The sequence below is a fragment of the Streptomyces sp. NPDC051322 genome (assembly GCF_040689485.1).
Classification (GTDB): domain Bacteria; phylum Actinomycetota; class Actinomycetes; order Streptomycetales; family Streptomycetaceae; genus Streptomyces.
In genome coordinates, this window is the sequence record NZ_JBFBAK010000006.1 from 34,888 (window position 1) to 59,025 (window position 24,138).

At 70.8% G+C, this 24,138-nt stretch carries 22 protein-coding genes; 11 read left to right on the plus strand and 11 right to left on the minus strand.

What is annotated here, in order from left to right; all coding sequences use genetic code 11:
• Nucleotides 1-44: 44 nt before the first annotated feature.
• Nucleotides 45-1,202, plus strand: coding sequence for a cystathionine gamma-synthase (locus AB0436_RS15475; RefSeq protein WP_366468366.1), 1,158 nt, complete (start codon nt 45-47; stop codon nt 1,200-1,202).
• A gap of 70 nt (nt 1,203-1,272) precedes the next feature.
• Here AB0436_RS15475 and AB0436_RS15480 read toward each other — a convergent pair whose 3' ends face one another.
• Genes AB0436_RS15480 through AB0436_RS15490 form a run of 3 tightly spaced genes read right to left on the minus strand, consistent with a single transcriptional unit; the run spans nt 1,273 to nt 2,634 of the window.
• Nucleotides 1,273-1,527 (minus strand): hypothetical protein, encoded by a 255-nt coding sequence (locus tag AB0436_RS15480; RefSeq protein WP_366468367.1) that lies wholly within the window; start codon nt 1,525-1,527, stop codon nt 1,273-1,275.
• Nucleotides 1,524-2,063: a sigma factor-like helix-turn-helix DNA-binding protein gene (locus AB0436_RS15485; protein ID WP_366468368.1), complete on the minus strand. Its 540-nt coding sequence runs from the start codon at nt 2,061-2,063 to the stop codon at nt 1,524-1,526. Before AB0436_RS15485 ends, AB0436_RS15480 begins: the two co-directional genes overlap by 4 nt.
• A 55-nt stretch (nt 2,064-2,118) precedes the next feature.
• On the minus strand, nt 2,119-2,634 hold the full coding sequence (locus AB0436_RS15490; protein WP_366468369.1) for a MarR family transcriptional regulator: 516 nt from the start codon (nt 2,632-2,634) through the stop codon (nt 2,119-2,121).
• A 156-nt stretch (nt 2,635-2,790) separates the two neighbouring features.
• Here AB0436_RS15490 and ilvA point away from each other — a divergent pair, with 156 nt between their 5' ends.
• From ilvA to AB0436_RS15505, 3 genes are all read left to right on the plus strand, one after another.
• Complete coding sequence (gene ilvA / locus AB0436_RS15495) at nt 2,791-4,020, plus strand: threonine ammonia-lyase (RefSeq protein ID WP_366468370.1); 1,230 nt, start codon at nt 2,791-2,793, stop codon at nt 4,018-4,020.
• A 157-nt stretch (nt 4,021-4,177) separates the two neighbouring features.
• Nucleotides 4,178-5,176, plus strand: coding sequence for an ATP-binding cassette domain-containing protein (locus tag AB0436_RS15500; protein ID WP_366468371.1), 999 nt, complete (start codon nt 4,178-4,180; stop codon nt 5,174-5,176).
• Entirely contained in the window at nt 5,173-6,027 is an 855-nt protein-coding gene (locus AB0436_RS15505; protein ID WP_366468372.1) for an ABC transporter permease, read from the plus strand. Before AB0436_RS15500 ends, AB0436_RS15505 begins: the two co-directional genes overlap by 4 nt.
• Nucleotides 6,028-6,109: 82 nt before the next feature.
• Here the strand turns inward: AB0436_RS15505 and greA are convergent, their stop codons facing one another.
• A complete protein-coding gene (gene greA, locus AB0436_RS15510) occupies nt 6,110-6,607 on the minus strand; it encodes a transcription elongation factor GreA (RefSeq protein WP_366468373.1) in 498 nt (165 codons plus the stop codon).
• 164 nt (nt 6,608-6,771) lie between these two features.
• Nucleotides 6,772-7,176: a DUF4307 domain-containing protein gene (locus AB0436_RS15515; RefSeq protein ID WP_366468374.1), complete on the minus strand. Its 405-nt coding sequence runs from the start codon at nt 7,174-7,176 to the stop codon at nt 6,772-6,774.
• Between the two features lie 97 nt (nt 7,177-7,273).
• Between AB0436_RS15515 and mca the strand changes: the two genes are divergently transcribed.
• Together mca and AB0436_RS15525 are read left to right on the plus strand one after the other, a co-directional pair.
• Nucleotides 7,274-8,155 (plus strand): mycothiol conjugate amidase Mca, encoded by an 882-nt coding sequence (mca, locus tag AB0436_RS15520; protein ID WP_366468375.1) that lies wholly within the window; start codon nt 7,274-7,276, stop codon nt 8,153-8,155.
• 2 nt (nt 8,156-8,157) lie between these two features.
• Nucleotides 8,158-8,388 carry a hypothetical protein gene (locus tag AB0436_RS15525; protein ID WP_366468376.1) on the plus strand — a complete coding sequence of 77 codons (231 nt, stop codon included), beginning with the start codon at nt 8,158-8,160 and terminating at the stop codon, nt 8,386-8,388.
• Nucleotides 8,389-8,489: 101 nt separating this feature from the next.
• Here AB0436_RS15525 and AB0436_RS15530 read toward each other — a convergent pair whose 3' ends face one another.
• Complete coding sequence (locus AB0436_RS15530; RefSeq protein ID WP_366468377.1) at nt 8,490-11,699, minus strand: tetratricopeptide repeat protein; 3,210 nt, start codon at nt 11,697-11,699, stop codon at nt 8,490-8,492.
• Nucleotides 11,700-12,080: 381 nt separating this feature from the next.
• Between AB0436_RS15530 and AB0436_RS15535 the strand changes: the two genes are divergently transcribed.
• On the plus strand, nt 12,081-14,096 hold the full coding sequence (locus AB0436_RS15535; RefSeq protein ID WP_366468378.1) for a thioredoxin domain-containing protein: 2,016 nt from the start codon (nt 12,081-12,083) through the stop codon (nt 14,094-14,096).
• Here AB0436_RS15535 and AB0436_RS15540 read toward each other — a convergent pair.
• Nucleotides 14,090-14,761: a hemolysin III family protein gene (locus AB0436_RS15540; RefSeq protein WP_366468379.1), complete on the minus strand. Its 672-nt coding sequence runs from the start codon at nt 14,759-14,761 to the stop codon at nt 14,090-14,092. The two genes, AB0436_RS15535 and AB0436_RS15540, sit on opposite strands and share 7 nt — an antisense overlap.
• 225 nt (nt 14,762-14,986) lie before the next feature.
• Between AB0436_RS15540 and AB0436_RS15545 the strand changes: the two genes are divergently transcribed.
• Nucleotides 14,987-16,819 (plus strand): phosphoenolpyruvate carboxykinase (GTP), encoded by a 1,833-nt coding sequence (locus tag AB0436_RS15545; RefSeq protein ID WP_366468380.1) that lies wholly within the window; start codon nt 14,987-14,989, stop codon nt 16,817-16,819.
• Between the two features lie 206 nt (nt 16,820-17,025).
• Here the strand turns inward: AB0436_RS15545 and AB0436_RS15550 are convergent, their stop codons facing one another.
• From AB0436_RS15550 to AB0436_RS15565, 4 genes are all read right to left on the minus strand, one after another.
• On the minus strand, nt 17,026-17,418 hold the full coding sequence (locus AB0436_RS15550) for a hypothetical protein (RefSeq protein WP_366468381.1): 393 nt from the start codon (nt 17,416-17,418) through the stop codon (nt 17,026-17,028).
• An 88-nt stretch (nt 17,419-17,506) separates the two neighbouring features.
• Entirely contained in the window at nt 17,507-18,718 is a 1,212-nt protein-coding gene (locus tag AB0436_RS15555; RefSeq protein ID WP_366468382.1) for a pyridoxal phosphate-dependent aminotransferase, read from the minus strand.
• A 69-nt stretch (nt 18,719-18,787) separates the two neighbouring features.
• Entirely contained in the window at nt 18,788-20,392 is a 1,605-nt protein-coding gene (locus AB0436_RS15560) for a D-aminoacylase (RefSeq protein ID WP_366468383.1), read from the minus strand.
• 17 nt (nt 20,393-20,409) lie between these two features.
• Nucleotides 20,410-21,675, minus strand: coding sequence for an amino acid deaminase (locus AB0436_RS15565; protein WP_366468384.1), 1,266 nt, complete (start codon nt 21,673-21,675; stop codon nt 20,410-20,412).
• A gap of 137 nt (nt 21,676-21,812) precedes the next feature.
• Between AB0436_RS15565 and AB0436_RS15570 the strand changes: the two genes are divergently transcribed.
• The 3 genes from AB0436_RS15570 to AB0436_RS15580 are packed head-to-tail and all read left to right on the plus strand — an operon-like array spanning nt 21,813 to nt 24,129.
• Nucleotides 21,813-22,895 (plus strand): sugar kinase, encoded by a 1,083-nt coding sequence (locus tag AB0436_RS15570; protein WP_366468385.1) that lies wholly within the window; start codon nt 21,813-21,815, stop codon nt 22,893-22,895.
• Nucleotides 22,892-23,722 carry an IclR family transcriptional regulator gene (locus AB0436_RS15575; RefSeq protein ID WP_366468386.1) on the plus strand — a complete coding sequence of 277 codons (831 nt, stop codon included), beginning with the start codon at nt 22,892-22,894 and terminating at the stop codon, nt 23,720-23,722. Before AB0436_RS15570 ends, AB0436_RS15575 begins: the two co-directional genes overlap by 4 nt.
• A complete protein-coding gene (locus tag AB0436_RS15580) occupies nt 23,719-24,129 on the plus strand; it encodes a RidA family protein (RefSeq protein ID WP_366468387.1) in 411 nt (136 codons plus the stop codon). Before AB0436_RS15575 ends, AB0436_RS15580 begins: the two co-directional genes overlap by 4 nt.
• Nucleotides 24,130-24,138 lie beyond the last annotated feature (9 nt).

Consider the following 24,138-nt stretch of genomic DNA (forward strand, 5'->3'; position numbering starts at 1 on the left):
GCGAACCAGACACCGGGGACTTCTGACCACTACCCTCGGTGTCCATGAGCGACCAGCACAGCGTGCACCACGGTTTCGAGACCATCGCCATTCACGCAGGCAACACCGCAGACCCCCTGACGGGCGCGGTCGTCCCCCCGATCTATCAGGTCTCCACCTACAAACAGGACGGCGTGGGCGGTCTGCGCGGCGGCTACGAGTACAGTCGCAGCGCCAACCCGACCCGGTCCGCCCTGGAAGAGAACCTGGCGGCCCTGGAGGGCGGCCGGCGCGGGCTCGCCTTCGCCTCCGGGCTGGCGGCCGAGGACTGCCTGCTCCGCACGCTGCTCTCGCCGGGCGACCATGTGGTCATCCCGAACGACGCGTACGGCGGCACCTTCCGGCTCTTCGCGAAGGTCGTCTCCCGGTGGGGCGTCGAGTGGTCGGTCGCCAACAGCTCCGACCCGGCAGCGGTGAAGGCCGCGATCACTCCGCGGACAAAGGTGATCTGGGTTGAGACCCCCTCCAACCCGCTGCTCGGCATCACGGACATCGCCGCGGTCGCGGACGTGGCCCGCACGGCGGGCGTGAAGCTCGTCGTCGACAACACCTTCGCCAGCCCGTATCTGCAGCAGCCGCTGGCCCTCGGCGCCGATGTCGTCGTGCACTCGATGACCAAGTACATGGGCGGCCACTCGGACGTCGTCGGCGGCGCGCTGATCACCAACTCCGACGAGATCGGGGAGGAACTGGCCTACCACCAGAACGCGATGGGTGCGGTCTGCGGTCCCTTCGACGCGTGGCTGGTGCTGCGCGGCATCAAGACGCTCCCGGTACGGATGGACCGGCACAGCGAGAATGCCACGCGGGTCACCGAGATGCTCAGCCGGCACCCCAAGGTCACCAAGGTCCTCTACCCGGGCCTGCCCGAACACCCCGGCCACGAGATCGCCGCCAAGCAGATGCGGTCGTTCGGCGGCATGGTGTCTTTCCAGGTCGAGGGCGGCGAGGACGCGGCGGTCGAGTTCTGCAATCGCACCGAGGTGTTCACCCTGGGTGAGTCGCTGGGCGGGGTCGAGTCGCTGGTGGAGCATCCGGGACGGATGACGCACGCATCGGTGGCCGGATCGGCGCTGGAGGTCCCGGCGGATCTGGTGCGGCTTTCGGTGGGCATCGAGTCGGGGGACGACCTGTTGGCCGACCTGCAGCGGGCGCTGGGCTGACACCGGGACGGGCGCCGTCGACCGGCGTCAGGAGGCGCCGCCGCCCGCCCGGGCCGCGGCGCCTCCGTCGTCACCGGACTCCCTCCACCGGAGGAGTCAGCTGCGACGGAGGGACCGCCCACGGCTGCGCCACCGTCACCCACACCACGAACACCACCAGTGCGGTCGTCAGCACCAGCCACAGCGCCCACCGCGCAGCGACCCGTCTGCGCAGCATCCGCGATCCCCGCTCGGTGGCGCGGATCGTCAGGCCGGCGGGGACCGGTGGGTGCGGGCCCTCCAGCATCCGGCGGACCTCGTCCACCTTGCGGTCGGGGAGGCTCACCGGGTCGCCACCTCGGTGAGCGGCGCCGGTGATACCGCCGGTGGCGCACTGCGCATGGTCGCGACGGCGCGCATGCAGATGCTGTGCACCCGCTCCGCCGGGAGCCCGAGCAGCGCGGCGGCCTGCTCCTCCTCGACGCCTTCGTACAGCCGGAGCACCAGGATGAGACGTTCCTGCGGGGTGAGCCGCTCCAGCACACCGCCCCGGTGCTCCGGCCGGCCGGCCCGCCGGGCGCGCCGGACCGCGGGGAGAGCCGCCGCCCGGTGATAGCGCCATGCGGCGGCGGCGAAACGCGATGCCAGCTCCTGGCGGGTCCGGTCGTAGAGGTCGTCACCGCGCCGCTGGTCCCAGTGTGCGTACGTGTGGGACAAGGCAGCCAGCAACAGCCGCTGCGCCCGCGGATTGCACCCCGCGGGCTCCAGGGGCTCCGCGGTCAGCAGGGTGGCGGCATGCAGCAGCCGACCGGCCGCGCCCGCGACGAAGGACTCGAATTCCTGGGCGCGGCGACGGTTACGCACCGCCGTCCGCTCGCGCACTGTGCCTCCTGTCTCTCATTCTGAGAGCAGCTCGGCACCCCTGGTCAAGACGCGGTCAGGAGGTGGGTGAATCCGTCTCCTGCTGGATGTCCTGCTGGGTCGACGCCCGGGCCGACAGGGCCGCGTTGAAGCGGGTGAGCAGCGAACAGAAGGAATCCCGGTCCTCGTCGGTCCAGCCGTCCGTCACCTGCGCCATCAGTTCGCGCCGTGAGGAACGCACCTCCTCCAGCCGGGCCAGACCACGCGGCGAGAGCTGCAGGACGACCGCGCGGCCGTCCTCCGGATGCGAAGTCCGCTTGACCAGACCGGTGTCGACGAGCGGGGCGACCTGGCGGGTCACCGTCGAGGAGTCGATGCCCATACTGGCCGCGAGCGCCTTCACGCCCATCGGGCCTTCCCGGTCCAGGCGGTTGAGCAGCAGATAGGCGGCGCGGTCCATCGAGTTGCGGACCTGACCGACGCCTCCCAGCCTCGTCTGCTCGGCACGCCGGGCGAAGAGGGCCACCTGGTGCTGCAGCACATCGAGGAGACCGGCATCGATATCGGAAGTCATGTCCTGAGATGGGGGCATGGCTGGGGGCTCTCTTCGTGCGAAGGGCGGATGGTGGGGGACAGAGTACGCGGCCGGGCGCAGAGCCGTACCGGCGCTGCCCGAAGCCGTTGTCACCATGATGGTCCTGCCCGGCTGCGGCGGCTCGGTGCGCCCGGAGCTGCCAGACTTGGCCACATGAGCATCGGTACGTCACACCCCTTGCCGCCGCTGATCCTCGATGACGTCCTCAAAGCGCAGAAGATGCTCGCCGGGGTGTCGCGTGCGACGCCGATCGAGGGCAGCAGGCACCTTTCGGCGCTGGTCGGTTCCCCGGTCCGTTTCAAGTGCGAGAACCTGCAGCGGACCGGGTCGTTCAAACTGCGCGGTGCGTACGTCCGGATCGCCGGACTGACCCCCGAGGAACGCGCGTCCGGAGTCGTCGCCGCGAGCGCGGGCAACCACGCGCAGGGCGTCGCCCTCGCCTCCTCCCTGCTGGGGGTGCGCTCCACGGTCTTCATGCCGCTGGGCGCGCCCCTGCCGAAGGTCGCGGCGACGCGTGAGTACGGAGCAGAGGTACGGCTGCACGGGCAGGTCGTCGACGAGACGCTGGCCGCGGCGCAGCAGTACGCACGCGAGACCGGGGCCGTTTTCATCCATCCCTTCGACCACGCCGACATCATCGCCGGTCAGGGCACGGTGGGCCTGGAGATTCTCGAGCAGTGCCCCGAGGTGCGGACGATCGTCGTGGGGATCGGTGGCGGCGGCCTGGCCGCGGGCATCGCGGTCGCGGTGAAGGCGTTGCGGCCCGACGTGAAGGTGATCGGCGTGCAGGCGGAGGGCGCGGCCGCGTATCCGCCGTCGCTCTCGGCCGGCCGGCCGGTCTCGATCGACGCGCAGGCGACGATGGCCGACGGGATCAAGGTGGGCCGCCCCGGCGATGTGCCCTTCGGGATCATCCAGGACCTGGTCGACGAGGTCCGTACGGTCTCCGAGGACGAGCTGTCCAGTGCGCTGCTGCTCTGTCTGGAGCGGGCCAAGATGGTGGTGGAACCGGCCGGTGCCAGTCCGGTGGCGGCGCTGCTGAGCGCTCCGCACGCCTTCGAGGGGCCGGTGGTCGCCGTGCTCTCGGGCGGCAATGTGGACCCGTTGCTGATACAGCGCATCCTCACGCACGGCATGGCCGCCGCGGGCCGCTACCTCTCGTTGCGGCTGCGTCTGACGGACCGTCCGGGTGCGCTGGCGACGCTGCTCGGGGTGCTGACGACGGTGGACGCCAATGTGCTCGACGTGAGCCACGTCCGGACCGATCCCCGCCTCGGGCTGACCGAGGCGGAGGTGGAACTGCACCTGGAGACGAAGGGCCCCGAGCACTGCACACAGGTCGGTGCCGCCCTGCGGGATGCCGGTTACCTCGTCATCGGCTAGGGCTGCCGGACCCGGGGTGTATCCGGCGTGAAAAAAGAGCTGCGGAAACGCGATACATCGCGATACGGTGTGGGCCGCGCCGCCGCCTTCACGGCGGGCCCGCGCACCGCAATTTACGATATGTGCAGAAATCCGCCCACACTCCGGGGGAACTCATATGCCAGGCGCCATCTACGCCGAAGGCCTGGTCAAGACTTTCGGCGATGTACGAGCACTGGACGGCGTCGATCTCGACGTCCCCGAAGGCACGGTCCTGGGCCTGCTCGGCCCCAACGGCGCGGGTAAGACCACCGCCGTACGCGTACTGACGACCCTGCTGCGGCCCGACAGCGGCAAGGCGGTCGTCGCCGGGATCGATGTGCTCAAGCAGCCCAACGAAGTACGCCGCTCCATCGGCCTCTCCGGACAGTTCGCCGCCGTCGACGAGTATCTGACCGGCCGGGAGAACCTCCGGATGGTCGGCCAGCTGTACCAGATGTCCGGACGCGACGCGAAGCGCCGGGCGATCGAACTTCTGGAGCGCTTCCACCTCGCCGACGCGGCCGACCGCCCGGCCAAGACCTACTCGGGCGGTATGCGCAGGCGCCTGGACCTCGCGGCCGCCCTGGTCGTCTCGCCGCCCGTGATGTTCATGGACGAGCCCACCACCGGGCTCGACCCGCGGAACCGCCAGGAGCTCTGGGAGGTCATCGAGGAACTGGTGGCCGGCGGCACGACGCTGCTGCTCACCACCCAGTACCTCGAAGAGGCCGACCACCTGGCCCACGACATCTGCGTCATCGACCACGGCAAGGTCATCGCCCGAGGTACGTCCGACCAGCTCAAGGCCCGCACGGGCGGCGAACGCGTCGAAGTGGTCGTCCACCAGCGCGACCAGATCACCCCCGCCAGTGAGGTGCTGACCGCCCTCGGCAAGGGCGCGGTCGCCATCGCCGAACACACCCGCAAGCTCACCGTCCCGGTCGACGGCGGCGCCAAACTGCTCGCCGAGGTGATCCGCGACCTGGACGCGCGCGGCGTCGAGATCGACGACATCGGGCTGCGCCGGCCCACCCTCGACGATGTGTTCATCTCGCTGACCGGTCACGCGGCCGAGGTGCCGGCCGAAGCCGAGCCGGACAGCGCCGCCGGTATCACCAAGGAGGCCCGCAAGTGAGTGCCGTCACGGACGCCGTACAGAGCCCGGCCGCGCCCCGGCCGCGCGGCGGTATCACCCAGTCGGTCGTCGACTCGCTGGTCATCGCCAGGCGGAACCTGATCAGGATGACCCGGATCCCCGAGATGGTCATCTTCGGGCTGATCCAGCCGGTCATGTTCGTGGTGCTGTTCAGCTACGTCTTCGGCGGATCCCTCGTCGTGGACGGTTCGACCAGCGCCGAGAAATACCGCGAGTTCCTGATGGCGGGCATCTTCGCGCAGACCGTCACCTTCGCCACAGCCGGTGCGGGCGCGGGCATCGCCGACGACATGCACAAGGGCCTCATCGACCGCTTCCGCTCGCTGCCGATGGCGCGCGGCGCGGTGCTCACCGGGCGTACCCTCGCCGATCTCGTCCAGACCGCGCTGACCTTGGTGGTCCTGGCGATCGTCGCTCTGCTGGTCGGCTGGCGTACCCACGAGAACATCGGCAAGGTGCTCGGCGGCTTCGCGCTGCTGCTCCTGCTGGGGTACGCGTTCTCCTGGATCGGCGCACTGATCGGTCTCTCGGTCCGTACGCCCGAGGCGGCCACGTCGGGTGGGCTGATCTGGCTCTTCCCGGTCACCTTCGTCTCGAACGCGTTCGTGTCCACCGCCACCATGCCGGGCTGGCTCCAGCCCGTCGCGGAGTGGAATCCGTTCAGCGCCACCGTCCAGGCCTGCCGCGTTCTCTTCGGCAACCCGGGCGTGTCCACGTCCCAGGCGTGGCCCATGCAGCACCCGGTCTGGGCCTCGTTGATCTGGTCCGTGGTGATCCTGCTGGTCTTCCGCACCCTCGCGGTCCGCAAGTACCGCTCGGCGACCGCCTGAGCGGTCATGTCAGGAGCCCCGGACGCACGTGGTGCGTCCGGGGCTCCTTCACGTCCTTCGGCCGGCCGGTCAGCCCGGTCGGTCAGCCCTTGAAGGGCTCCGCGCTCAGGATCTTCACGGTGGCCGTCTTGCCGTTCGGCAGCTCGTAATCGGCGTTCTCGCCGACCTTCTTGCCGATCACGCCGGTGCCGAGCGGGGACTGGGGGGAGTACGTCTCGAAGTCCGAGCTGGCGTACTCACGGGAGGCGAGCAGGAAGGTCATGGTGTCGTCCTCGTCGCCGTCGAAGGCGATCGTCACGACCATGCCGGGAGCCGCTTCGCCGGAGGCCGCGGGGGCCTCGCCGACCTTCGCGTGTTCGAGCAGCTGGGTCAGCTGGCGCACGCGCAGCTCCTGCTTGCCCTGCTCCTCCTTGGCCGCGTGGTACCCGCCGTTCTCGCGCAGGTCACCCTCCTCGCGGGCCGCCGCGATCTTGGTGACGATCTCCGAGCGTGCGGGACCCTGCAGATACTCCAGCTCAGCCTTCAGCTGGTTGTACGCCTCCTGGGTCAGCCAGGTGACGTTGTCGCTGGTCTGGGTCACAGGTGCTCCTCGTAGGTACTGGAAATACAAAGCAACGCCCTACCCGGAAGGATGTTCCTCCAGGGGCGGGCGAAACCACGAGCCTAACAATTTCGACGGGGAAGGGGGAGGAAGCAGAACCTCCGGCGACGTGAATCTTCCCTCGCCGGCCGGGCGGGGCCGGGTCAGGAGCCGGACTGGCAGCCGAGCAGCTCCACGCTGGTCGCCCTGGCCGTCGTACGCACGGTGACGACCCGGTCGATCCGCGTCTTGTGTTGGTCGAACGGGGCGTCCATGCGGGCCACCTCGTTACCGTCGGTCGCCTTCAGCCGCAGGGTACAGGTGCCGTGCGTGCCCGCGTCCTTGCGCACCTCGAGGTGCACGTCCACGGCCTGGTCCGACGCGACATCCCAGCTGATGACCTCACCGCTGATGGACGACCCGCCGACGTAGTCGAAACCGATCCATCCGATCACCCCGAGCAACGCCGCGCCGAGCACCGCGCCGATGATCTTCAGCTTGCGATCGGCGCGCTGGTCCGCGGAGGGGCCGTAGCGTCCCTCGGGTAGCTGTCCGCCTACCGCCGTCATGATCGTTCCTCCTGTGCAGGGGATCGCGGAATTTTCCGTCCCCTCTTTCGGTCACTATAGAAGCCGCCGATTGCGACGAACCACTGAGGATCCTGTCTTGACTGAGCAGCTGCGACTGATGGCCGTGCATGCCCACCCCGACGACGAGTCGAGCAAAGGTGCGGCCACCATGGCCAAGTACGTGTCCGAGGGGGTGGACGTGCTGGTCGTGACCTGCACCGGAGGAGAGCGCGGCTCCATCCTCAACCCCAAACTCCAGGGTGACGCCTATATCGAGGCGAACATCCACGAGGTCCGCAAGAAGGAAATGGACGAGGCCCGGGAAATCCTCGGGATCGACCAGGCCTGGCTGGGCTTCGTCGACTCCGGCCTGCCCGAGGGCGACCCGCTGCCACCGCTGCCGGAGGGCTGCTTCGCCCTGCAGGACGTCGACATGGCGGCCGGCCGGCTGGTGCGGCTGATCCGCGAGTTCCGGCCGCAGGTGATGACCACCTACGACGAGAACGGCGGCTACCCGCACCCGGACCACATCATGACCCACCAGATCTCAATGGTGGCCTTCGACGGCGCGGCGGACACCGAGAAGTACCCCGAGGCGGAGTTCGGCCCCGCCTATCAGCCGCAGAAGATCTACTACAACCAGGGCTTCAACAAGGCGCGCACCGTCGCACTGCACGAGGGACTGCTGGCCCGCGGCCTGGAGTCCCCGTACGCGGAGTGGCTGCAGCGCTGGAAGGAATTCGAGCGTGTCGAGCGGACGCTGACCACGCACATTCCGTGCGGTGAATTCTTCGAAATCCGTGACAAGGCGCTGATCGCGCACGCCACGCAGATCGACCCCGAGGGCGGTTGGTTCCGGGTCCCGCTGGAGATCCAGCGGGAGATCTGGCCGACCGAGGAGTACGAGCTCGTGAAGTCTCTGGTGGAGAGTTCCCTCCCCGAGGACGACCTCTTTGCGGGCATCCGGGACAATGCCTAGTTATGAGCGCTAGCCAGGCATTGACGCACCTCGTCCCTCTGGCCCAGGAGGTCGACGACAACAAGGTCACCCCGGGTCTTCTCGGCTTCATCATCTTCGCGGCGCTGGCCGTGGGAGTGTGGCTGCTGATGAAGTCCATGAACCGGCACATGGGGCGCGTGACCTTCAAGGAGGCGCCGCTGCCGGGGGCCGAGTCCCGGGCGGAGGCGGAGCCGGAGCGCGAGCGAGGCTGACGGGGTGGATCTGGGGGCGAGCCCCCAGGCCCCCTGTGTCCTCAATCGCCGGACGGGCGTGATTTCACTCCCGTCAGCCTCACAGTTGAGCCACCCCGTCGCTAGCCGGGGACCGCCGTGACCGGGACGCCCATGACCTCCCGGGCCTCCCGCCCCGGCACCATGCCGAGAAGCCACGCCTGCCACCCGTCCTCCAGCCTCACCCCCCGCTCCAGCACCAGCGCAAACGCCTCCGCACAATCCGCCAGCTTCGGATCCCGCCCGGGATGCGTCGCCCGGATCAGCTGGGCCAGTTCCTCGGCGGCCACCGCGGCACCGACCTCCGAGCCGCCCGGGGAGGCGTAAGGGAGCAGGGTGCAGCGCAGGAAACCGGCCCAGTCGCCGCCCCTGCGGTCGTGGTACGACGAGAAGAGCGCGGCGGCATCGTCGCAGAGCTGGAGCGCCTGGGCGGCGCGGTTGTTGCCGGCGTCGACGAGGGCCAGCTCCAGGCACGTCCAGGCCTCGCCGTGCGCGACGCCGATCCGGTGGAAGTCGGCGCGGGCGTCGACCAGCAGCTGACGGGCGAACCCGCTGTTGCGGAGGTTTCCGGTGCGGGCCGCGCTCTGGTCGCGGGTGACCCGGCCGGAGTGGTGGCGGGCGCAGGCCAGGCCGTACACATCCCGCATCCGGGAGAACATCGTGCGGGCCCGCTCCAGCTCCCGTACCGCCTGGTCCCGGTCGCCGCGCTCCTCGAGGGCCTGGCCCAGGTAGTACAGCGTCCACGCCTCGCCGCGCGCGTCCTCGTTGTCGCGGTGCCGGGCGAGGGCCTGGCGGAGCTGGTCGATGGCGGTCGCCGGGTCCGCGTCCACCAGCCGGGCCCTGGCGAGCTGGGTCATCGCCCAGGCCTCACCGCGGCCGTCCCGGGTCTGCCCGTAGGCGTCCAGCGCGGTCCGCAGCTCCGCGTCGGCGCGTGCCACATCGCCCAGCCGCAGCCACAGCTGGCCCAGCTGGAAATGCGTCCAGGCCTCCCCGTGCAGCGAGTCGCTCTCCTGGTGCAGGGTGAGCGCCGTGGAGAGCAGCGTCAGCGCCTCGGGCAGATTCGACCGGTCGCGTTCCACCGCGGCCAGCGCGTGCAGCGACCACGCCCGGTCCGCCGCGAGATCGGGCGAAGCCTGCAGCGAGACGGCCTGGCGCAGCTTCGCCGATGCCTCGATGAGGTTGCCCTGGTGGTGCAGGGTGATGCCGAGGGAGGCGAGCGCCAGTGCCTCGCCCGCCGCGTGCTGGGCCTCGTGGTAGAGGCCGACGACCGAGGTGAGGGTGGTGCGGGCCTTGTCCAGCTCGCCGAGCTGGCGGGCGGCGATGCCGGTACGCCACTGCACCGACCGCAGGAGCAGCCCCTGGCCGACCCGCTCGGTCAGCTCGCTGATCTCGCCGAGCCGGTAGAGGTCGCCGCGCAGCAGGCAGTAGTCGCACAGCGCGCCGAGCAGATGCAGCACCACTTCCTGGTCGACGCCCTCCGCGTGACGCAGCGCCGACGTGATGAAGCTCGACTCCTCGTCCAGCCAGCGCAGCGCCGCGTCCAGCGAGGCGAAGCCGTGCGGGCCGAACTGCCCGGCGCGGGTGGAGAGTTTGCCGTCGACCAGCCGGATCACCGCGTCGGCGAGCTCGGCGTAGCTCTGGATCAGCCGTTCGTGCGCGGCCGTGCGCTCCGGCTGCTGCTCCTCGTCGGCGAGCCGGGCCCGGGCGAAGACGCGCACCGTGTCGTGCAGCCGGTAGCGGCTGCCGCGCACATGGTCGACCAGGCCGGCCCGGGCCAGCCGGGTCAGCAGGTGCTCGGCCTCCAGGGCGTCGGTGTCCAGCAGCGCGGCGGCCGCCGCGGCGCCCAGGCTGGCCCGTCCGGCCAGCGCGAGCCTGCGCAGCAGGCGCCGTCCCTGCTCCGGCTGGTCGCTGTACCGCAGCCGGAGGGCGCCTTCGATCGGCGTCTGATGCCCCTGCGCCGCCAGGTGCGCGGCGAGCTCGCGGGTGGACCGCGGGCCGAGCGAGGACCCGGCCACCCGCAGTGCCAGCGGCAGCCCGCCGCACAATTCGGTGACCTGGTCGGTGGATGCGGCGTCGTAGGGGCTTTCGGCCTCCTCCGCGACCTCCCGCAGCAGCTCCTCGGAGCCTGCCGCGTCCAGCGCCCGCACCGGTAGTTGGTGCACCCAGGCGGGGGTGTCCGCGGGCAGTTCGAGCGGTTGCTCCGCGGTCACCAGGACCAGGCTGTCCGAGCGTTCCGGAATGAGCGTGCGGACCTGCGGGACGTCCGACGCGTCATCCAGCACGACGGTGACCGGCAAGCCGGTCAGATGCTGGTGGTACAGCTCGGTCAACCGCCTCACCTGGTGTTCGGGCGAGGTCCGCTCACGGAACAGGAGTTGCTCGCGGGGCGCGCCGAGCCGGTTCAGCAGATGCAGCAGCGCGTCCCGGGTCGGCAGCGGCGGCTCGTCGCGGGTGGCCCCGCGCAGATCGACCAGGCACGCCCCGCGGAACTGGTCCTTGAGCTGGTGTGCCGCCCGTACGGCGAGGGTGCTGCGGCCCGAGCCGGGAATGCCGTACAGCACCACGACCGTCGGCCGGGTCTCGGTGGACGCGCGGGCGGCATGCACCCACTGGGCGATCTGCGCCATCTCCGCCCGCCGGCCGGCGAACGGTCCCACCGGCTGCGGCAGCTGCCCGAACGAGTGCTCCAGCACGGACCTCCGGCGCGCCGCCGCGCTCTTGTCGGTGCCCCGCAACTGCGGCGGCACCGTTGCCTTCGCCTTCTTCTTCGGTACGGCGAGCATCCGCTGCTGGTCCAGGTACGGGCGAATGCCCCGCACCTCCAGGGCGGTCAGCCATTCCAGCCGCAGCTGCTCGGTGCCGCCCGGCTGCCCCAGCGCGCCGGCCCTGCGGTGCGCGGCGGGCCAGTGCGATGCGGTCACCTTGGCCACCGTCGCGGCCGCCCCCGCCACCGCGACGACCACGCCGGCGCCGACCGCGGTCGCCGCGGACGTACCGAACGCCAGGTCCGAACCGAACGCGGCTGCCGCGGCAACCACGGTCACCACCGCGGGCGTTGCCAGGGCCGCACCGCCGAAGTGGCTGGACAGCGGATGCGCGTCCGCCTCCGCCGCCTCCAGCGCCCGGGTGTACGCGGCGTACTCGTCCGCCGCGCCGGCCGCCAGCGAATCCAGTGCGCCGCGTCCCCGTGCCAGCAGGGCGCCCGCGTCAGCACGCCCACCGGACCGGCGCACCTCCTCCTCCACGGCCCGCACCAGCAGCCGCTCGGCCTCGGCCCGATGGCTGTCCCGCATATGCGTCCCCCTCCGAGAAGTCGGTCGGGAGTCAAGTGTGCTGTGTGGGACGGCTGAACGCGAGGGAGCCTGTGCCCGGGTGACCGGAACGACTGCCCCTCGTTGAGGGAAACGCACTTCCGAGAACGTACTTCCCCAGGCCCACGTCGAGCCGGTGAAGCAGGCGTTCCCGGCGGAGACTCGGCCGAACCTGAAGTCCTTCGCGGGACACCGGGCCTGTCCGGCAGCGCAGCGGCGAGCAGCCGGACGGCATCCTGCCAGTTCACGGGCGGTGCCGCCGTGAGGTGGTCGGGATCGGGCGACAGCGGCGACTGTGTCCGGACGTCCGCCCGCCGCGCCCGTTCCGCCGATCCGCACCCTCACTGCGGCAGGATGGGTCCCATGCCGAATCGCCTGGCCCACGAGACGTCCCCCTACCTGCTCCAGCACCAGGACAACCCGGTCGACTGGTGGCCCTGGTCGGCCGAGGCCTTCGAGGAGGCGCGCCGGCGTGGGGTGCCGGTGCTGCTCAGCGTGGGTTACAGCAGTTGCCACTGGTGCCATGTGATGGCTCACGAGTCGTTCGAGGACGAGCAGACCGCCGCCTACGCGAATGACCACTTCGTCGCGATCAAGGTGGACCGCGAGGAACGCCCCGACGTCGACGCCGTCTACATGGAGGCCGTGCAGGCCGCCACCGGCCAGGGCGGCTGGCCCATGACCGTGTTCCTGAACGCCGAAGCGCACCCCTTCTACTTCGGTACGTACTTCCCGCCCGAGCCCCGGCACGGCATGCCGTCGTTCCGGCAGGTGCTTCAGGGGGTCACGGCCGCCTGGACGGACCGGCGCGGTGAGGTGGACGAGGTGGCGGGCAAGGTCGTACAGGACCTCGCCGCCCGCTCGCTCGCGATCGACGCGCCCGAGGTGCCCGGTGAGGACGATCTCGCGCAGGCGCTGCTCGGGCTGACCCGGGAGTACGACGCGACGAACGCCGGGTTCGGCGGGGCGCCGAAGTTCCCGCCGTCGATGGCCGTCGAGTTCCTGCTGCGGCACCACGCCCGTACCGGCTCGGACGGCGCGCTGCAGATGGCCGCCGACACCTGCGAGGCGATGGCGCGCGGCGGGATGTACGACCAGCTGGGAGGCGGGTTCGCGCGTTATTCGGTGGACCGGGAGTGGGTGGTGCCGCACTTCGAGAAGATGCTGTACGACAACGCCCTGCTCTGCCGGGTCTACGCCCATCTGTGGCGGGCCACCGGCTCCCCGCTCGCCCGCCGTGTCGCGCTGCAGACCGCCGACTTCATCGCCACCGAACTGCGCACCGCCGAGGGCGGTTTCGCCTCCGCGCTGGACGCCGACAGCGAGGACGCGAGCGGGCGGCATGTCGAGGGCGCGTACTACGTGTGGACGCCGGCCGAGCTGCGTGAGGTGCTGGGCGAGCAGGACGCCGAGCGGGCTGCCGAGCTGTACGGGGTCACCGTGGCCGGAACGTTCGAGGCGGGCGCCTCGGTGCTTCAGCTGCCCGGCGCCGAGGCCCCGGACGACGTACGGGCACGACTGCTCGCCGCCCGCGCCCGGCGCCCCCGCCCCGGCAGGGACGACAAGGTGGTCGCCGCCTGGAACGGGCTGGCCATCGCGGCGCTGGCCGAGACCGGCGCGTACTTCGACCGGCCGGACCTGGTGGAGCGCGCCACCGAGGCCGCCGACCTGCTGGTGCGTCTGCACATGGACGAAGGGGCCCGGCTCTCCCGTACGTCGAAGGACGGCCGGGTCGGCGCCAACGCCGGGGTGCTGGAGGACTACGCCGACGTCGCCGAGGGCTTCCTCGCGCTGGCCTCGGTCACCGGAGAGGGCGTCTGGCTGGAATTCGCCGGGTTCCTGCTCGATCTCGTACTCGATCAGTTCGTCGGGGAGAACGGCACGCTGTACGACACCGCGCACGACGCCGAGCAACTGATCCGCCGGCCGCAGGACCCGACCGACAACGCCACGCCGTCCGGCTGGACGGCCGCTGCCGGGGCCCTGCTGTCATACGCCGCACACACCGGCTCCGAGGCCCACCGGTCCGCCGCCGAGCGGGCGCTGGGCGTGGTCAAGGCGCTCGGTCCGCGAGCACCGCGGTTCATCGGGTGGGGCCTCGCCGTCGCCGAGGCGGTCGTCGACGGGCCGCGCGAGGTGGCCGTGGTGGGACCGGACGGCGACCCGGCGACCGTGGCGCTGCACCGCACCGCGCTGCTGGCACGCTCGCCGGGCACGGTCGTCGCGGTCGGGGAGAGCGGCAGCGAGGAGTTTCCGCTGCTCGTCCACCGGCCGCTGATCGACGGGCGCCCGGCCGCCTACGTGTGCCGCAACTTCACCTGCGAGGCGCCGACCCCCGACCCGGCCGTGCTGAAGGGGCAGTTGGGCGGCCGTCAGTAGGCGACCAGGGAGATCGCCACGTACTGCGAGATGAAGGCCGCCAGGGTCAGCGAGTGGAACACCTCGTGGAAGCCGAACCAGCGCGGTGACGGGTTCGGGCGCTTCAGCGCGTAGATGACTCCGCCCGCGCTGTAGAGCAGCCCGCCGACTATCACGCAGACCAGTACGGCCACGCCGCCCGCGTGCATGAAGTCGGGCAGGAAGAAGACCGCGGCCCAGCCCAGCGCGATGTAGCACGGCGTGTAGAGCCAGCGCGGGGCGCCGACCCAGAAGACCCGGAAGGCGATTCCCGCCAGGGCCGCGGCCCAGACCGCCCAGAGCAGCGGGGTGGCCGTGGACCCGGGGAGCAGCAGGAGGGTGAGGGGCGTGTAGGTGCCCGCGATGATCAGGAAGATGTTCGCGTGGTCCAGCCGGCGCAGTATCGCCTCGCCCACGTTTCCCCACGTCCCGCGGTGGTACACGGCACTGACCCCGAAGAGCATGCACGCCGTGAGGATGTAGATCGCGCAGGCTATCCGGGCCCGGGTGGAGTCGGCGAGGGCGACCAGCACCAGTCCCGCGACGATCACGGCCGGGAACATTCCGGCGTGCAGCCAGCCCCGCAGCCTCGGCTTCACCGGCGTCGGAAGGAGCTCGGTCGTCACTTCACGGGCGGCAGAAGTCATATGTAGATGCTACCTACGGTTCCGTAGGTAGCCGAACCGGGCAGAGGCGCCGGCGAGTGGCAATGCTCACGTGAGAGGCCCTCTGGACATATGGGCGGCAAACGCGGAGGATCATATGAGTAAGGTCGGCACCGGATGAGCGCCAGAGGGTCCACACGTGAAGCATCCGGGTCGTAGCCCCCAAGGGGCAGGCAACCCTCATCCCCGATTTACCTAGGAGCAATCGTGGCGCGCGACATCGCGGCTCCCGCTGTCCTTCCGACCCAGCACCAGGACCTGATCTCGTGGGTGAACGAGATCGCCGAGCTGACACAACCGGACAGCGTGGTCTGGTGCGACGGTTCCGAAGCCGAGTACGAGCGCCTGTGCGGGGAGCTCGTGGCCAAGGGGACCTTCACCGAGCTCGATCCGGTCAAGCGCCCGAACTCGTACTACGCGGCCTCCGACCCCTCGGACGTGGCGCGCGTCGAGGACCGTACGTTCATCTGCTCCGTCAAGGAGGAGGACGCGGGTCCGACGAACCGCTGGAAGGCCCCGGCGGAGATGCACGAGATCTTCACCGGGACCGACGGCAAGGGCGGTGTCTTCCGCGGTTCGATGCGCGGCCGGACGATGTACGTGGTGCCCTTCTGCATGGGCCCGCTCGGCTCGCCGCTCTCCGCGATCGGCGTCGAGATCACCGACTCCGCGTACGTCGCCGTCTCCATGCGCACCATGACCCGCATGGGACAGCCCGTCCTGGACGAGCTCGGCTCGGACGGCTTCTTCGTGAAGGCCGTGCACACCCTGGGCGCCCCGCTCGCCGAGGGCGAGAAGGACGTGCCGTGGCCGTGCAACTCGACCAAGTACATCTCGCACTTCCCGGAGGAGCGCGAGATCTGGTCCTACGGTTCCGGCTACGGCGGCAACGCCCTGCTGGGCAAGAAGTGCTACGCGCTGCGCATCGCCTCGGTGATGGCGCGGGACGAGGGCTGGCTCGCCGAGCACATGCTGGTGCTCAAGCTGACGCCGCCGCACGGTGAGCCGAAATACGTCGCCGCTGCCTTCCCCTCGGCCTGCGGTAAGACCAACCTCGCGATGCTGGAGCCGACCGTCCCCGGCTGGACCGTGGAGACCATCGGCGACGACATCGCCTGGATGCGCTTCGGCGAGGACGGCCGGCTGTACGCGATCAACCCGGAAGCCGGTTTCTTCGGGGTCGCGCCCGGCACCGGCGAGCACACCAACGCCAACGCCATGAAGACGCTGTGGGGCAATTCCGTCTTCACCAACGTCGCGCTCACCGACGACGGTGACGTCTGGTGGGAGGGCATGACCGAGGAGACGCCCGCGCACCTCACGGACTGGAAGGGCAACGACTGGACCCCCGAGTCCGGCACCCCCGCTTCGCACCCCAACGCCCGCTTCACCGTGCCGGCCGGCCAGTGCCCGACCATCGCGCCGGAGTGGGAGGACCCGAAGGGCGTGCCGATCTCGGCGATCCTCTTCGGCGGCCGCCGCGCCTCCGCCGTCCCGCTGGTCACCGAGTCGTTCGACTGGAACCACGGTGTCTTCCTCGGTGCGAACGTCGCCTCGGAGAAGACCGCCGCGGCCGAGGGCAAGGTCGGCGAGCTGCGCCGCGACCCGTTCGCCATGCTGCCGTTCTGCGGCTACAACATGGGCGACTACATGGGGCACTGGGTCAAGGTCGGAGCTGACAAAGACCCGGCCAAGCTCCCGAAGATCTACTACGTGAACTGGTTCCGCAAGAACGACGCCGGCAAGTTCGTCTGGCCCGGGTTCGGCGAGAACAGCCGGGTGCTGAAGTGGATCGTCGAGCGTCTGGAGGGCACCGCCGAGGGCGTGGAGACCCCCATCGGCATCCTGCCGGCCAAGGGCTCCCTGGACACCAAGGGCCTGAACGTCTCGGAAGCCGACATGGACTTCCTGCTCACCGTCGACAAGGAGGTCTGGCGCGAGGAGGCGTCGCTGGTGCCCGAGCACCTCAACACCTTCGGCGACCACGCTCCGAAGGAGCTGTGGGACGAGTACCGCGCGCTGGTCCAGCGCCTGGGCTGACACCCCGGCAGCTGCCCGATCCACGCGGCGGGTTCACCGACATCCGCCCTGACCTGTGGGGTCATCCCGACCCGTCGCGTCCGCCCGGCCCCCCGCGCCCCCTCACGGCGCGGGGGGCCGGGCCTTTGGCGTACGGGCGCGTGGCGGTGGGTGACGGTGTGTGGCGCCCGGTTCGCGCGCCTTCGCGGCCCGCGAACCGGGGCCGTTCAGTGGGCGCGGGTCAGGTGCCGGGCTGCCGTGTGGGCGTCCATCCGCTCGGCCGCGAGGATCGCGGCGGCGGTGTCCGCCCGGGATGCGGCGACCACCAGGGCGCGGCCGGCCAGGGCATGGGCGCGCTGGTGGAGGGCGGTGTCGTCGGCAGTGGGCCGGGTGTTCTCCGGTCCGGTCCGGCGGATCGGTGCGGCGCCGCGCAGCCGGGTCACCTGGGCCGCTATCCGGTCGCCCTCGGCGGTCAGGCCCAGCTCGTCGGTGAGGGCGAGCAGGGCTGCCAGGTGGCCGGCGAGCTGGATGTCCAGCTCCTCCTCGCGGGAGCGGTGCGGGTAAGCCGTGCGGTTCTCGGCCATCGTGTGGACCGACTTGGTGCGGATCGGTTCATACATGGGATGGCCTCCTTCTCGTGGACAGGAGACCATCCTAGCTTAGATTCTGTCTAAAGTTGACTGCGGTCCTGCGGTGATCCGTTCCGCGCTACCGCTGCACGTATCCGTCCAGGAAGGTGCCGATCCGGGTCACCGCGTCGGTGAGTTCCTTGGTCGTCGGCAGCGTCACGATGCGGAAGTGGTCGGGCTCCGGCCAGTTGAAACCGGTGCCCTGCACGACCATGATCTTCTCGGCCCGCAGCAGGTCGAGGACCAGCCGGCGGTCATCCTTGATCTTGTAGACCTTCGGGTCGAGACGCGGGAAGAGATAGAGCGCACCCTTGGGCTTGACGCAGGTCACCCCGGGGATCCGGGTGAGCAGTTCGTACGCCGTGTCGCGCTGCTCCAGGATCCGGCCGCCGGGCAGGACCAGGTCCTGGATGGACTGCCGGCCGCCCAGCGCGGTGGCCACCGCGTGCTGCGAGGGCATATTGGCGCAGAGCCGCATATTGGCGAGGATCGTCAGACCCTCGATGTAGGAGGAGGCGTGCGCCTTCGGGCCGCAGACCGCCAGCCAGCCGGAGCGGAACCCGGCTACCCGGTAGTTCTTGGAGAGGCCGTTGAAGGTCAGCACCATCAGGTCGGGTGCCAGCGCGGCGGTGGGGGTATGGGTGGCTCCGTCGTAGAGGATCCGGTCGTAGATCTCGTCGGAGCAGACGATCAGATGGTGCCGGCGGGCGATCTCGGTGATGCCGCGCAGCATCTCGTCGTCGTAGACCGCACCCGTCGGATTGTTCGGGTTGATGATCACGATCGCCTTGGTGCGGTCGGTGACCTTGCGCTCGATGTCGGCGAGGTCCGGCATCCAGTCGGCCTGCTCGTCGCAGCGGTAGTGCACGGCCGTACCGCCGGCCAGCGATACGGACGCAGTCCACAGCGGGTAGTCCGGCGCGGGAACCAGCACCTCGTCGCCGTCGTCGAGCAGCGCCTGCATCGACATCTGGATCAGCTCGGAGACGCCGTTGCCGAGGTAGATGTCCTCGACGCCGAGGTCGATGCCCTTGGTCTGGTAGTGCTGCATCACCGCGCGGCGCGCGGAGAGCAGGCCCTTGGCGTCGCCGTAACCGTGCGCGCCCCCGAGGTTGCGCAGCATGTCCTCGAGGATCTCCGGCGGGCACTCGAAGCCGAAGGCCGCCGGGTTACCGGTGTTCAGCTTGAGGATGCGGTGACCTGCCGCTTCCAGCCGCATTGCCTCCTCGAGCACCGGGCCCCGGATTTCGTAACAGACGTTGGCGAGCTTCGTTGACTGGATCACCTGCATGTCCGCCACTTTACGGTGGGGTGTCCGGGGACGCCGTGGTGTTTTCGCCCACACGGGGTGCGGCCGCCGTCACGCCCGGCCCGGGGTACGCCGTACCGAGCGCCCCGCGAGGATCTCCGTGCGCTTGCCGTCCTCGATCACGAAGCGGCCGTCGATCAGGACGTGCGGGATGCCGGTGGGCAGGGTGCGGGGCGCGTCGAAGGTGGAGCCGGCCGCGACCGTGTCCGGGTCGAAGAGCACCAGGTCGGCGCGGTAGCCCTCGCGGACCAGGCCCCGGTCCGGAAGCCGCAGCCGGGCGGCCGGCCGGGAGGTGAGGTGGGCCACGCACTCCTCCAGGGTGAGCACCCCCAACTCGCGCACGTACCGGCCGAGGTACTGCGGGAACGTGCCGTAGGCGCGCGGATGCGGCTTGTCGCCCTGCAGGATGCCGTCACTTCCGCCGGTGTGCACGGGGTGACGCATGATCTGCCGGACGTTGTCCTCGTGGCCGACGTGCTGCAGGATCGTCGACCCGAGCCGGTCGTCGATCAGCAGCCGGCGCGCGGTGACCCACGGTTCCTCGCCGCGCTCGGCGGCGCTGCGGGCGACCGTCCGGCCGGCGTACGCGGCGAGCGCCGGGTCACAGACCCCGGAGATCTCGATGGTGTCCCATTCGATGGGCACCCCGTGGCAGCCGTCGGCGCCCTCGACCTCCATCACCTGGCGGATCCGCTCCGCCGTCGCGTCGTCCGTCAGCCGCGCCATGATCGCGTCGGGGCCGCCTTCGCTCGCCCAGCTGGGCAGCATCGCGACCAGGGTGGTGCAGCCGGGGGTGTACGGATAGGTGTCGAGGGAGATGTCCGCGCCGCCCGCCAGGGCCCGGTCGAGCAGATCGAGCAGTTCGGGCGCCTTCCCCTTGTTCACCCCGAAGTTCATGGTGGCGTGCGCCAGGTGCAGGGCGCAGCCCGCCGCCCGGGTCAGGCCGACCATCTCCTCGTACGCCTGGAGCGCGCCGGCCCCGTAACTGCGGTGATGCGGGCAGTAGTAGCCGTCGTAGCGCGCCACCACCCGGCACAGCTCGGTGAGTTCGGCATCGTCCGCGTACATCCCCGGCGTGTAGGTGAGACCGGACGACATGCCCACGGCGCCCTGTTCCAGGCCCTCGGCGACCAGCTGTTTCATCCGCCGGATCTCGTCGTCGGTGGCGGGCCGGTCGTCCCAGCCGACCGCGTACATCCGCACGGTGCCCTGCGGGATCAGGTAGGCCGCGTTCACCGCGATGCCCCGGTCCAGCCGGTCCAGATAGCCGCCGACGGTCCGCCAGTCGAAGTCGATGTCGGAGCCGTCGCCGTTCCAGCCGGTGATGGCCCGGCGGACCTGGCCGAGCGTCCGGTCGTCCACCGGCGCGTACGACAGGCCGTCCTGGCCGAGGACTTCGAGCGTCACGCCCTGCGCGGCCTTCGCCTCGTGCCCAGGGTCGCGCAGCAGCGCCAGATCGGAGTGGGCGTGCATGTCGATGAAGCCGGGCGAGAGCGCAAGCCCGTCCGCATCGAGCATCCGCACGGCGCCCGGCCGCCGGCCGGCCCCCTCGCGGACGATGTCGGTGATGCGGCCGCCGTCGACGGCGACGTCGGCGCGGTAGGAGGCGCCGCCGGTGCCGTCGATGACGCGGACGTCGCGGATGACGAGATCCATGACCTGGTTCCGGCCTCTCAGAAGTACGTGCGGATGTAGTCGGTGACGGTGCCGTCCGCCTCGACCAGCGGGATCAGCTGCCACTTGTCGAACGAGGTGCACGGGTGGGAAAGACCGAGCCCCACCCAGTCGCCGACCTCCAGGTCGGCCTCCTCGGTGGTTCGCAGCCAGCCGTGCTGGTCGGAGAGACCGCTGACCGAAATACCGGTGGCCGGCCGGATCTCGCCGGTGCGCGCGTCCCTGACCACCTGCGCCTCCGGCAGGTCCAGGTCGTACGCGGCGTCGCGCTTGCCCGCGTTGACGAACGCCTGCTCGCCGGTCGGCCGGGACACCACCTGGGCCCAGAGCCGGAACGCAGGCTGCAGGGCGCCCTCTTCGGGCACCCGGTTGAAGGGGGTGATGTGCTTGTAGTGGCCGTCGTCGTGCGAGACGTAGGCGCCCGAGCGCAGCAGCTTCAGCACCGGCGCGGAGAGCTCGGGGACCTCGGCGAAGACATCGGCCACCGCGTCGAACCAGGCGCTGCCGCCCGCGCTCAGCACGATCTCGTCGAGCCCGTCGAAGTGGCCCGCGCCGTCGAAGGCGACGGCCAGCGCGACGAGCCGGCGCAGCCAGTCGCGCACCCTCTCACCATCGGCGCCTGGCACCTCGCCCTCGTACCCGGCGACGCCGACCAGGCGCAGCGTCCCGGTGGCGGCCACCGCGTCGGCGACCGCCGCGCACTCGGCTTCGGTACGGACGCCGGTCCTGGCTCCGTCGCCCGCGCCCAGCTCGACCACCACGTCCACCGGGCGCACGCAGCCGCGCAGCGCTTCGTCCATCAGCTCGACGCCGCGCACCGAGTCGACGTAGCAGAGGAACCGGAAGCCGGGGTCGGCCGCGAGCTCGCCGGCGATCCATTGCAGCGCCGCCGCGTCCACGACCTCGTTGGCCACGAAGATCCGCTGCACCCCGAAGGCGCGGGCCACCCGCACCTGGTGCGGCACGGCCAGGGTGATGCCCCAGGCGCCGCGCTCGGTCTGCCGGTCGAAGAGCTGCGGGGCCATCGAGGTCTTGCCGTGCGGGGCGAAGGCCAGGCCGTGCCGTGCGGAGTAGGTCTCCATCAGCGCCAGGTTGTGCTCCAGCGACTCGGCGGAGAGCGCGAGCACCGGGGTGGTGAACCCGCCGGTGAAGAGGTTCCGCCGCTCGGCCGCCAGCGCTTCGAGGGTCAGTCCGGCAGCGCCGGGCGGCAGTCCCTTGAACCGATGGTCGACCACTTCGTCGCTGGTGATGGAGCCGCTGGTCATCGAGCCTCCCGGAGAGTTGCGTTGCATCATGTGCAACGCTCATTGCGCATATCGCTCACTGCTGTCTAACATCCGAGCCATCGCCGGGTCAACGGATCGCCCGGCCGCCGCCCACTCACCAAGGAGCACGAGCGAACGTGACCGCGCAACACACACCGGTGGACGTCGTCTGTCTCGGCGAGTCCATGGTCACGTTCCTGCCCTCGCAACCGGGCCGCCTCGCCGACGTACCGTCTTTCGACCGCGGTATCGGCGGCGCCGAGTCCAACGTCGCCTGCGCGCTGGCCGCCGCCGGCCACACCGCGAAGTGGGTCAGCCGGGTCGGCGCCGACGGCTTCGGCGACCACCTGGTCGAGACGATCGCCTCGTACGGCGTCGACACCTCCGCCGTCCAGCGCGACCCGCACCGGCCCACCGGCGTCTACTTCCGCACCGCCGAGGACCGCGACGGCGACGCCCACGAGGTGGCCTACTACCGGGCCGGCTCCGCGGCCGGCGCGATGTCCCCGGCGAGCTTCCGGCGCGACGACCTGTGGTCCGGGCGGATCCTGCACCTGTCCGGCATCACCGCCGCGCTGTCCCCCGACTGCCTCGCCCTGATGCGCGAACTCACCGCCCGCGCCCCGGGCCGCCCCCTGGTGTCCTTCGACGTCAACCACCGACCGGGCCTGTGGCGCGACACGGAGGGACCGCAGGTCCTGCTCGACCTGGCCCGCGGCGCGGACGTGGTCTTCGTGGGCGAGGACGAGGCGGCTGCCGCCTGGGGCCTCCAGGGACCCGAGGCAATCCGCCGCGCCCTGCCGGAGCCGGGGGTATTGGTGGTCAAGCGGGGCGCCGCGGGGGTAGTGGTGTTCTCTGCTGGCCCGACGCGAAATCAAGCCCCTCCGGCGCTTGAGGAGCAGGGGCCCGGGGGCGGAGCCCCCGAAACCGTCACGACCATCCCCGCGCTCCGCGTAACCGTCGTCGCCCCCATCGGCGCAGGTGACGCCTTCGCCGCCGGCTACCTCTCCGCCACCCTCCGCGGCCTCCCGGTCAGGGAGCGCGCGCGGCACGGCCACCTGGCGGCAGCCGCCGCCCTCACCGTCCACGGCGACCTCGCCGCGCCCCCGGCCCGGACCCACGCGGACCGGCTCGCGGGCCTCGACGACGCCGCCTGGGGGAGACTGCGGGTCGGCCCCGGCTGGACCGGGGCCCCGGAGCAGGAGGTACGTACGACATGAGCCAGACCGTGGACCGCGCTCTCTCGATCCTGCCGCTGCTCGCGCAGGGGCCGGCCGACCTCGGCCAGGTCGCCGAGCGACTCGACGTTCACAAGTCCACCGCGCTGCGGCTGCTGCGTACGCTCCATGAGCACGGACTCGTCTACCGCCAGCAGGACCAGCGCTACCGTCTCGGCACCCGGCTCTTCGCCCTCGCCCAGGAGGCCGTCGAGAACCTCGACGTACGCGAGATCGCCCACCCCTACCTGGCGCAACTCAACGAGGAGTGCGGGCACACCGTGCATCTCGCGGTGTACGAGGAGAACGAGGTCCTCTACATCGACAAGGTCGACAGCCGCTACCCGGTGCGGATGTACTCCCGCATCGGCAAGCCCGTCGCGATCACCGTCGCCGCCGTGGCCAAGCTACTGCTCGCGGACCTGCCCGAGCCGGAGCGCCGGGCCGTCGCCGAGCGGATCGACTACCCCACGTACACGGCCCGTTCGACGCCGAACGCCGGTGCCTTCCTGAAGGAGCTGGCCACCGTACGCGAACAGGGCTGGGCCACCGACCTCGGTGGCCACGAGGAGTCCATCAACTGCATCGGGGCCCCCATCCGGGGCGTGGACGGCCGTGTCGTCGCCGCGATGTCGATGTCGGCGCCCAATGTGGTCGTCAGCGCGGACGAACTCCTCGCCCTGCTGCCTCTGGTGCGCCGCACCGCCGACGCCATCAGCGGCGAGTACGCGGGCACGGCGCCGCAGCCCAAGTCGGTGACCCCGACCCTCAACCGGACCGACCCCCCGGCCATCCACCGGACCAACCCCCCGAAGGAAACCCGAGCATGACCGAGAAGACCGCCCTCACCCCGTCCACTCACACCACCCCGCCGGCGAAGTTCTCGCACGGCGTCCGCAAGGGGAACATCCTCCAGGTCGCCGGCCAGGTCGGCTTCCTGCCCGCCGTCGATGGCCAGGCGCCCACCCCGGCAGGCCCGACCCTGCGCGAGCAGACCCTGCAGACCTTCGCCAACGTCAAGGCGATCCTGGAGGAGGGCGGCGCGAGCTGGGACGACGTGATGATGATGCGCGTCTACCTCACGGACGTGGATCACTTCGCGGAGATGAACGAGATCTACAACGCCTACTTCGAGGAGCAGGGCCTCAAGGCCCCCGCCTCGGCCCGCACCACCGTGTACGTGGGTCTGCCCGCAGGGCTGCTCATCGAGGTCGACGCGCTGGCCGTACTCGGCTGATCGAGAGCA

Coding starts and splice junctions, on each gene's coding strand:
- AB0436_RS15475 (WP_366468366.1), top strand. CDS start 45: ATGAGCGACCAGCACAGCGTGCACCACGGTTTCGAGACCATCGCCATT.
- AB0436_RS15490 (WP_366468369.1), bottom strand. CDS start 2,634: ATGCCCCCATCTCAGGACATGACTTCCGATATCGATGCCGGTCTCCTC.
- ilvA (WP_366468370.1), top strand. CDS start 2,791: ATGAGCATCGGTACGTCACACCCCTTGCCGCCGCTGATCCTCGATGAC.
- AB0436_RS15500 (WP_366468371.1), top strand. CDS start 4,178: ATGCCAGGCGCCATCTACGCCGAAGGCCTGGTCAAGACTTTCGGCGAT.
- AB0436_RS15515 (WP_366468374.1), bottom strand. CDS start 7,176: ATGACGGCGGTAGGCGGACAGCTACCCGAGGGACGCTACGGCCCCTCC.
- AB0436_RS15525 (WP_366468376.1), top strand. CDS start 8,158: ATGAGCGCTAGCCAGGCATTGACGCACCTCGTCCCTCTGGCCCAGGAG.
- AB0436_RS15530 (WP_366468377.1), bottom strand. CDS start 11,699: ATGCGGGACAGCCATCGGGCCGAGGCCGAGCGGCTGCTGGTGCGGGCC.
- AB0436_RS15535 (WP_366468378.1), top strand. CDS start 12,081: ATGCCGAATCGCCTGGCCCACGAGACGTCCCCCTACCTGCTCCAGCAC.
- AB0436_RS15540 (WP_366468379.1), bottom strand. CDS start 14,761: ATGACTTCTGCCGCCCGTGAAGTGACGACCGAGCTCCTTCCGACGCCG.
- AB0436_RS15550 (WP_366468381.1), bottom strand. CDS start 17,418: ATGTATGAACCGATCCGCACCAAGTCGGTCCACACGATGGCCGAGAAC.
- AB0436_RS15555 (WP_366468382.1), bottom strand. CDS start 18,718: ATGCAGGTGATCCAGTCAACGAAGCTCGCCAACGTCTGTTACGAAATC.
- AB0436_RS15560 (WP_366468383.1), bottom strand. CDS start 20,392: ATGGATCTCGTCATCCGCGACGTCCGCGTCATCGACGGCACCGGCGGC.
- AB0436_RS15565 (WP_366468384.1), bottom strand. CDS start 21,675: ATGACCAGCGGCTCCATCACCAGCGACGAAGTGGTCGACCATCGGTTC.
- AB0436_RS15575 (WP_366468386.1), top strand. CDS start 22,892: ATGAGCCAGACCGTGGACCGCGCTCTCTCGATCCTGCCGCTGCTCGCG.
- AB0436_RS15580 (WP_366468387.1), top strand. CDS start 23,719: ATGACCGAGAAGACCGCCCTCACCCCGTCCACTCACACCACCCCGCCG.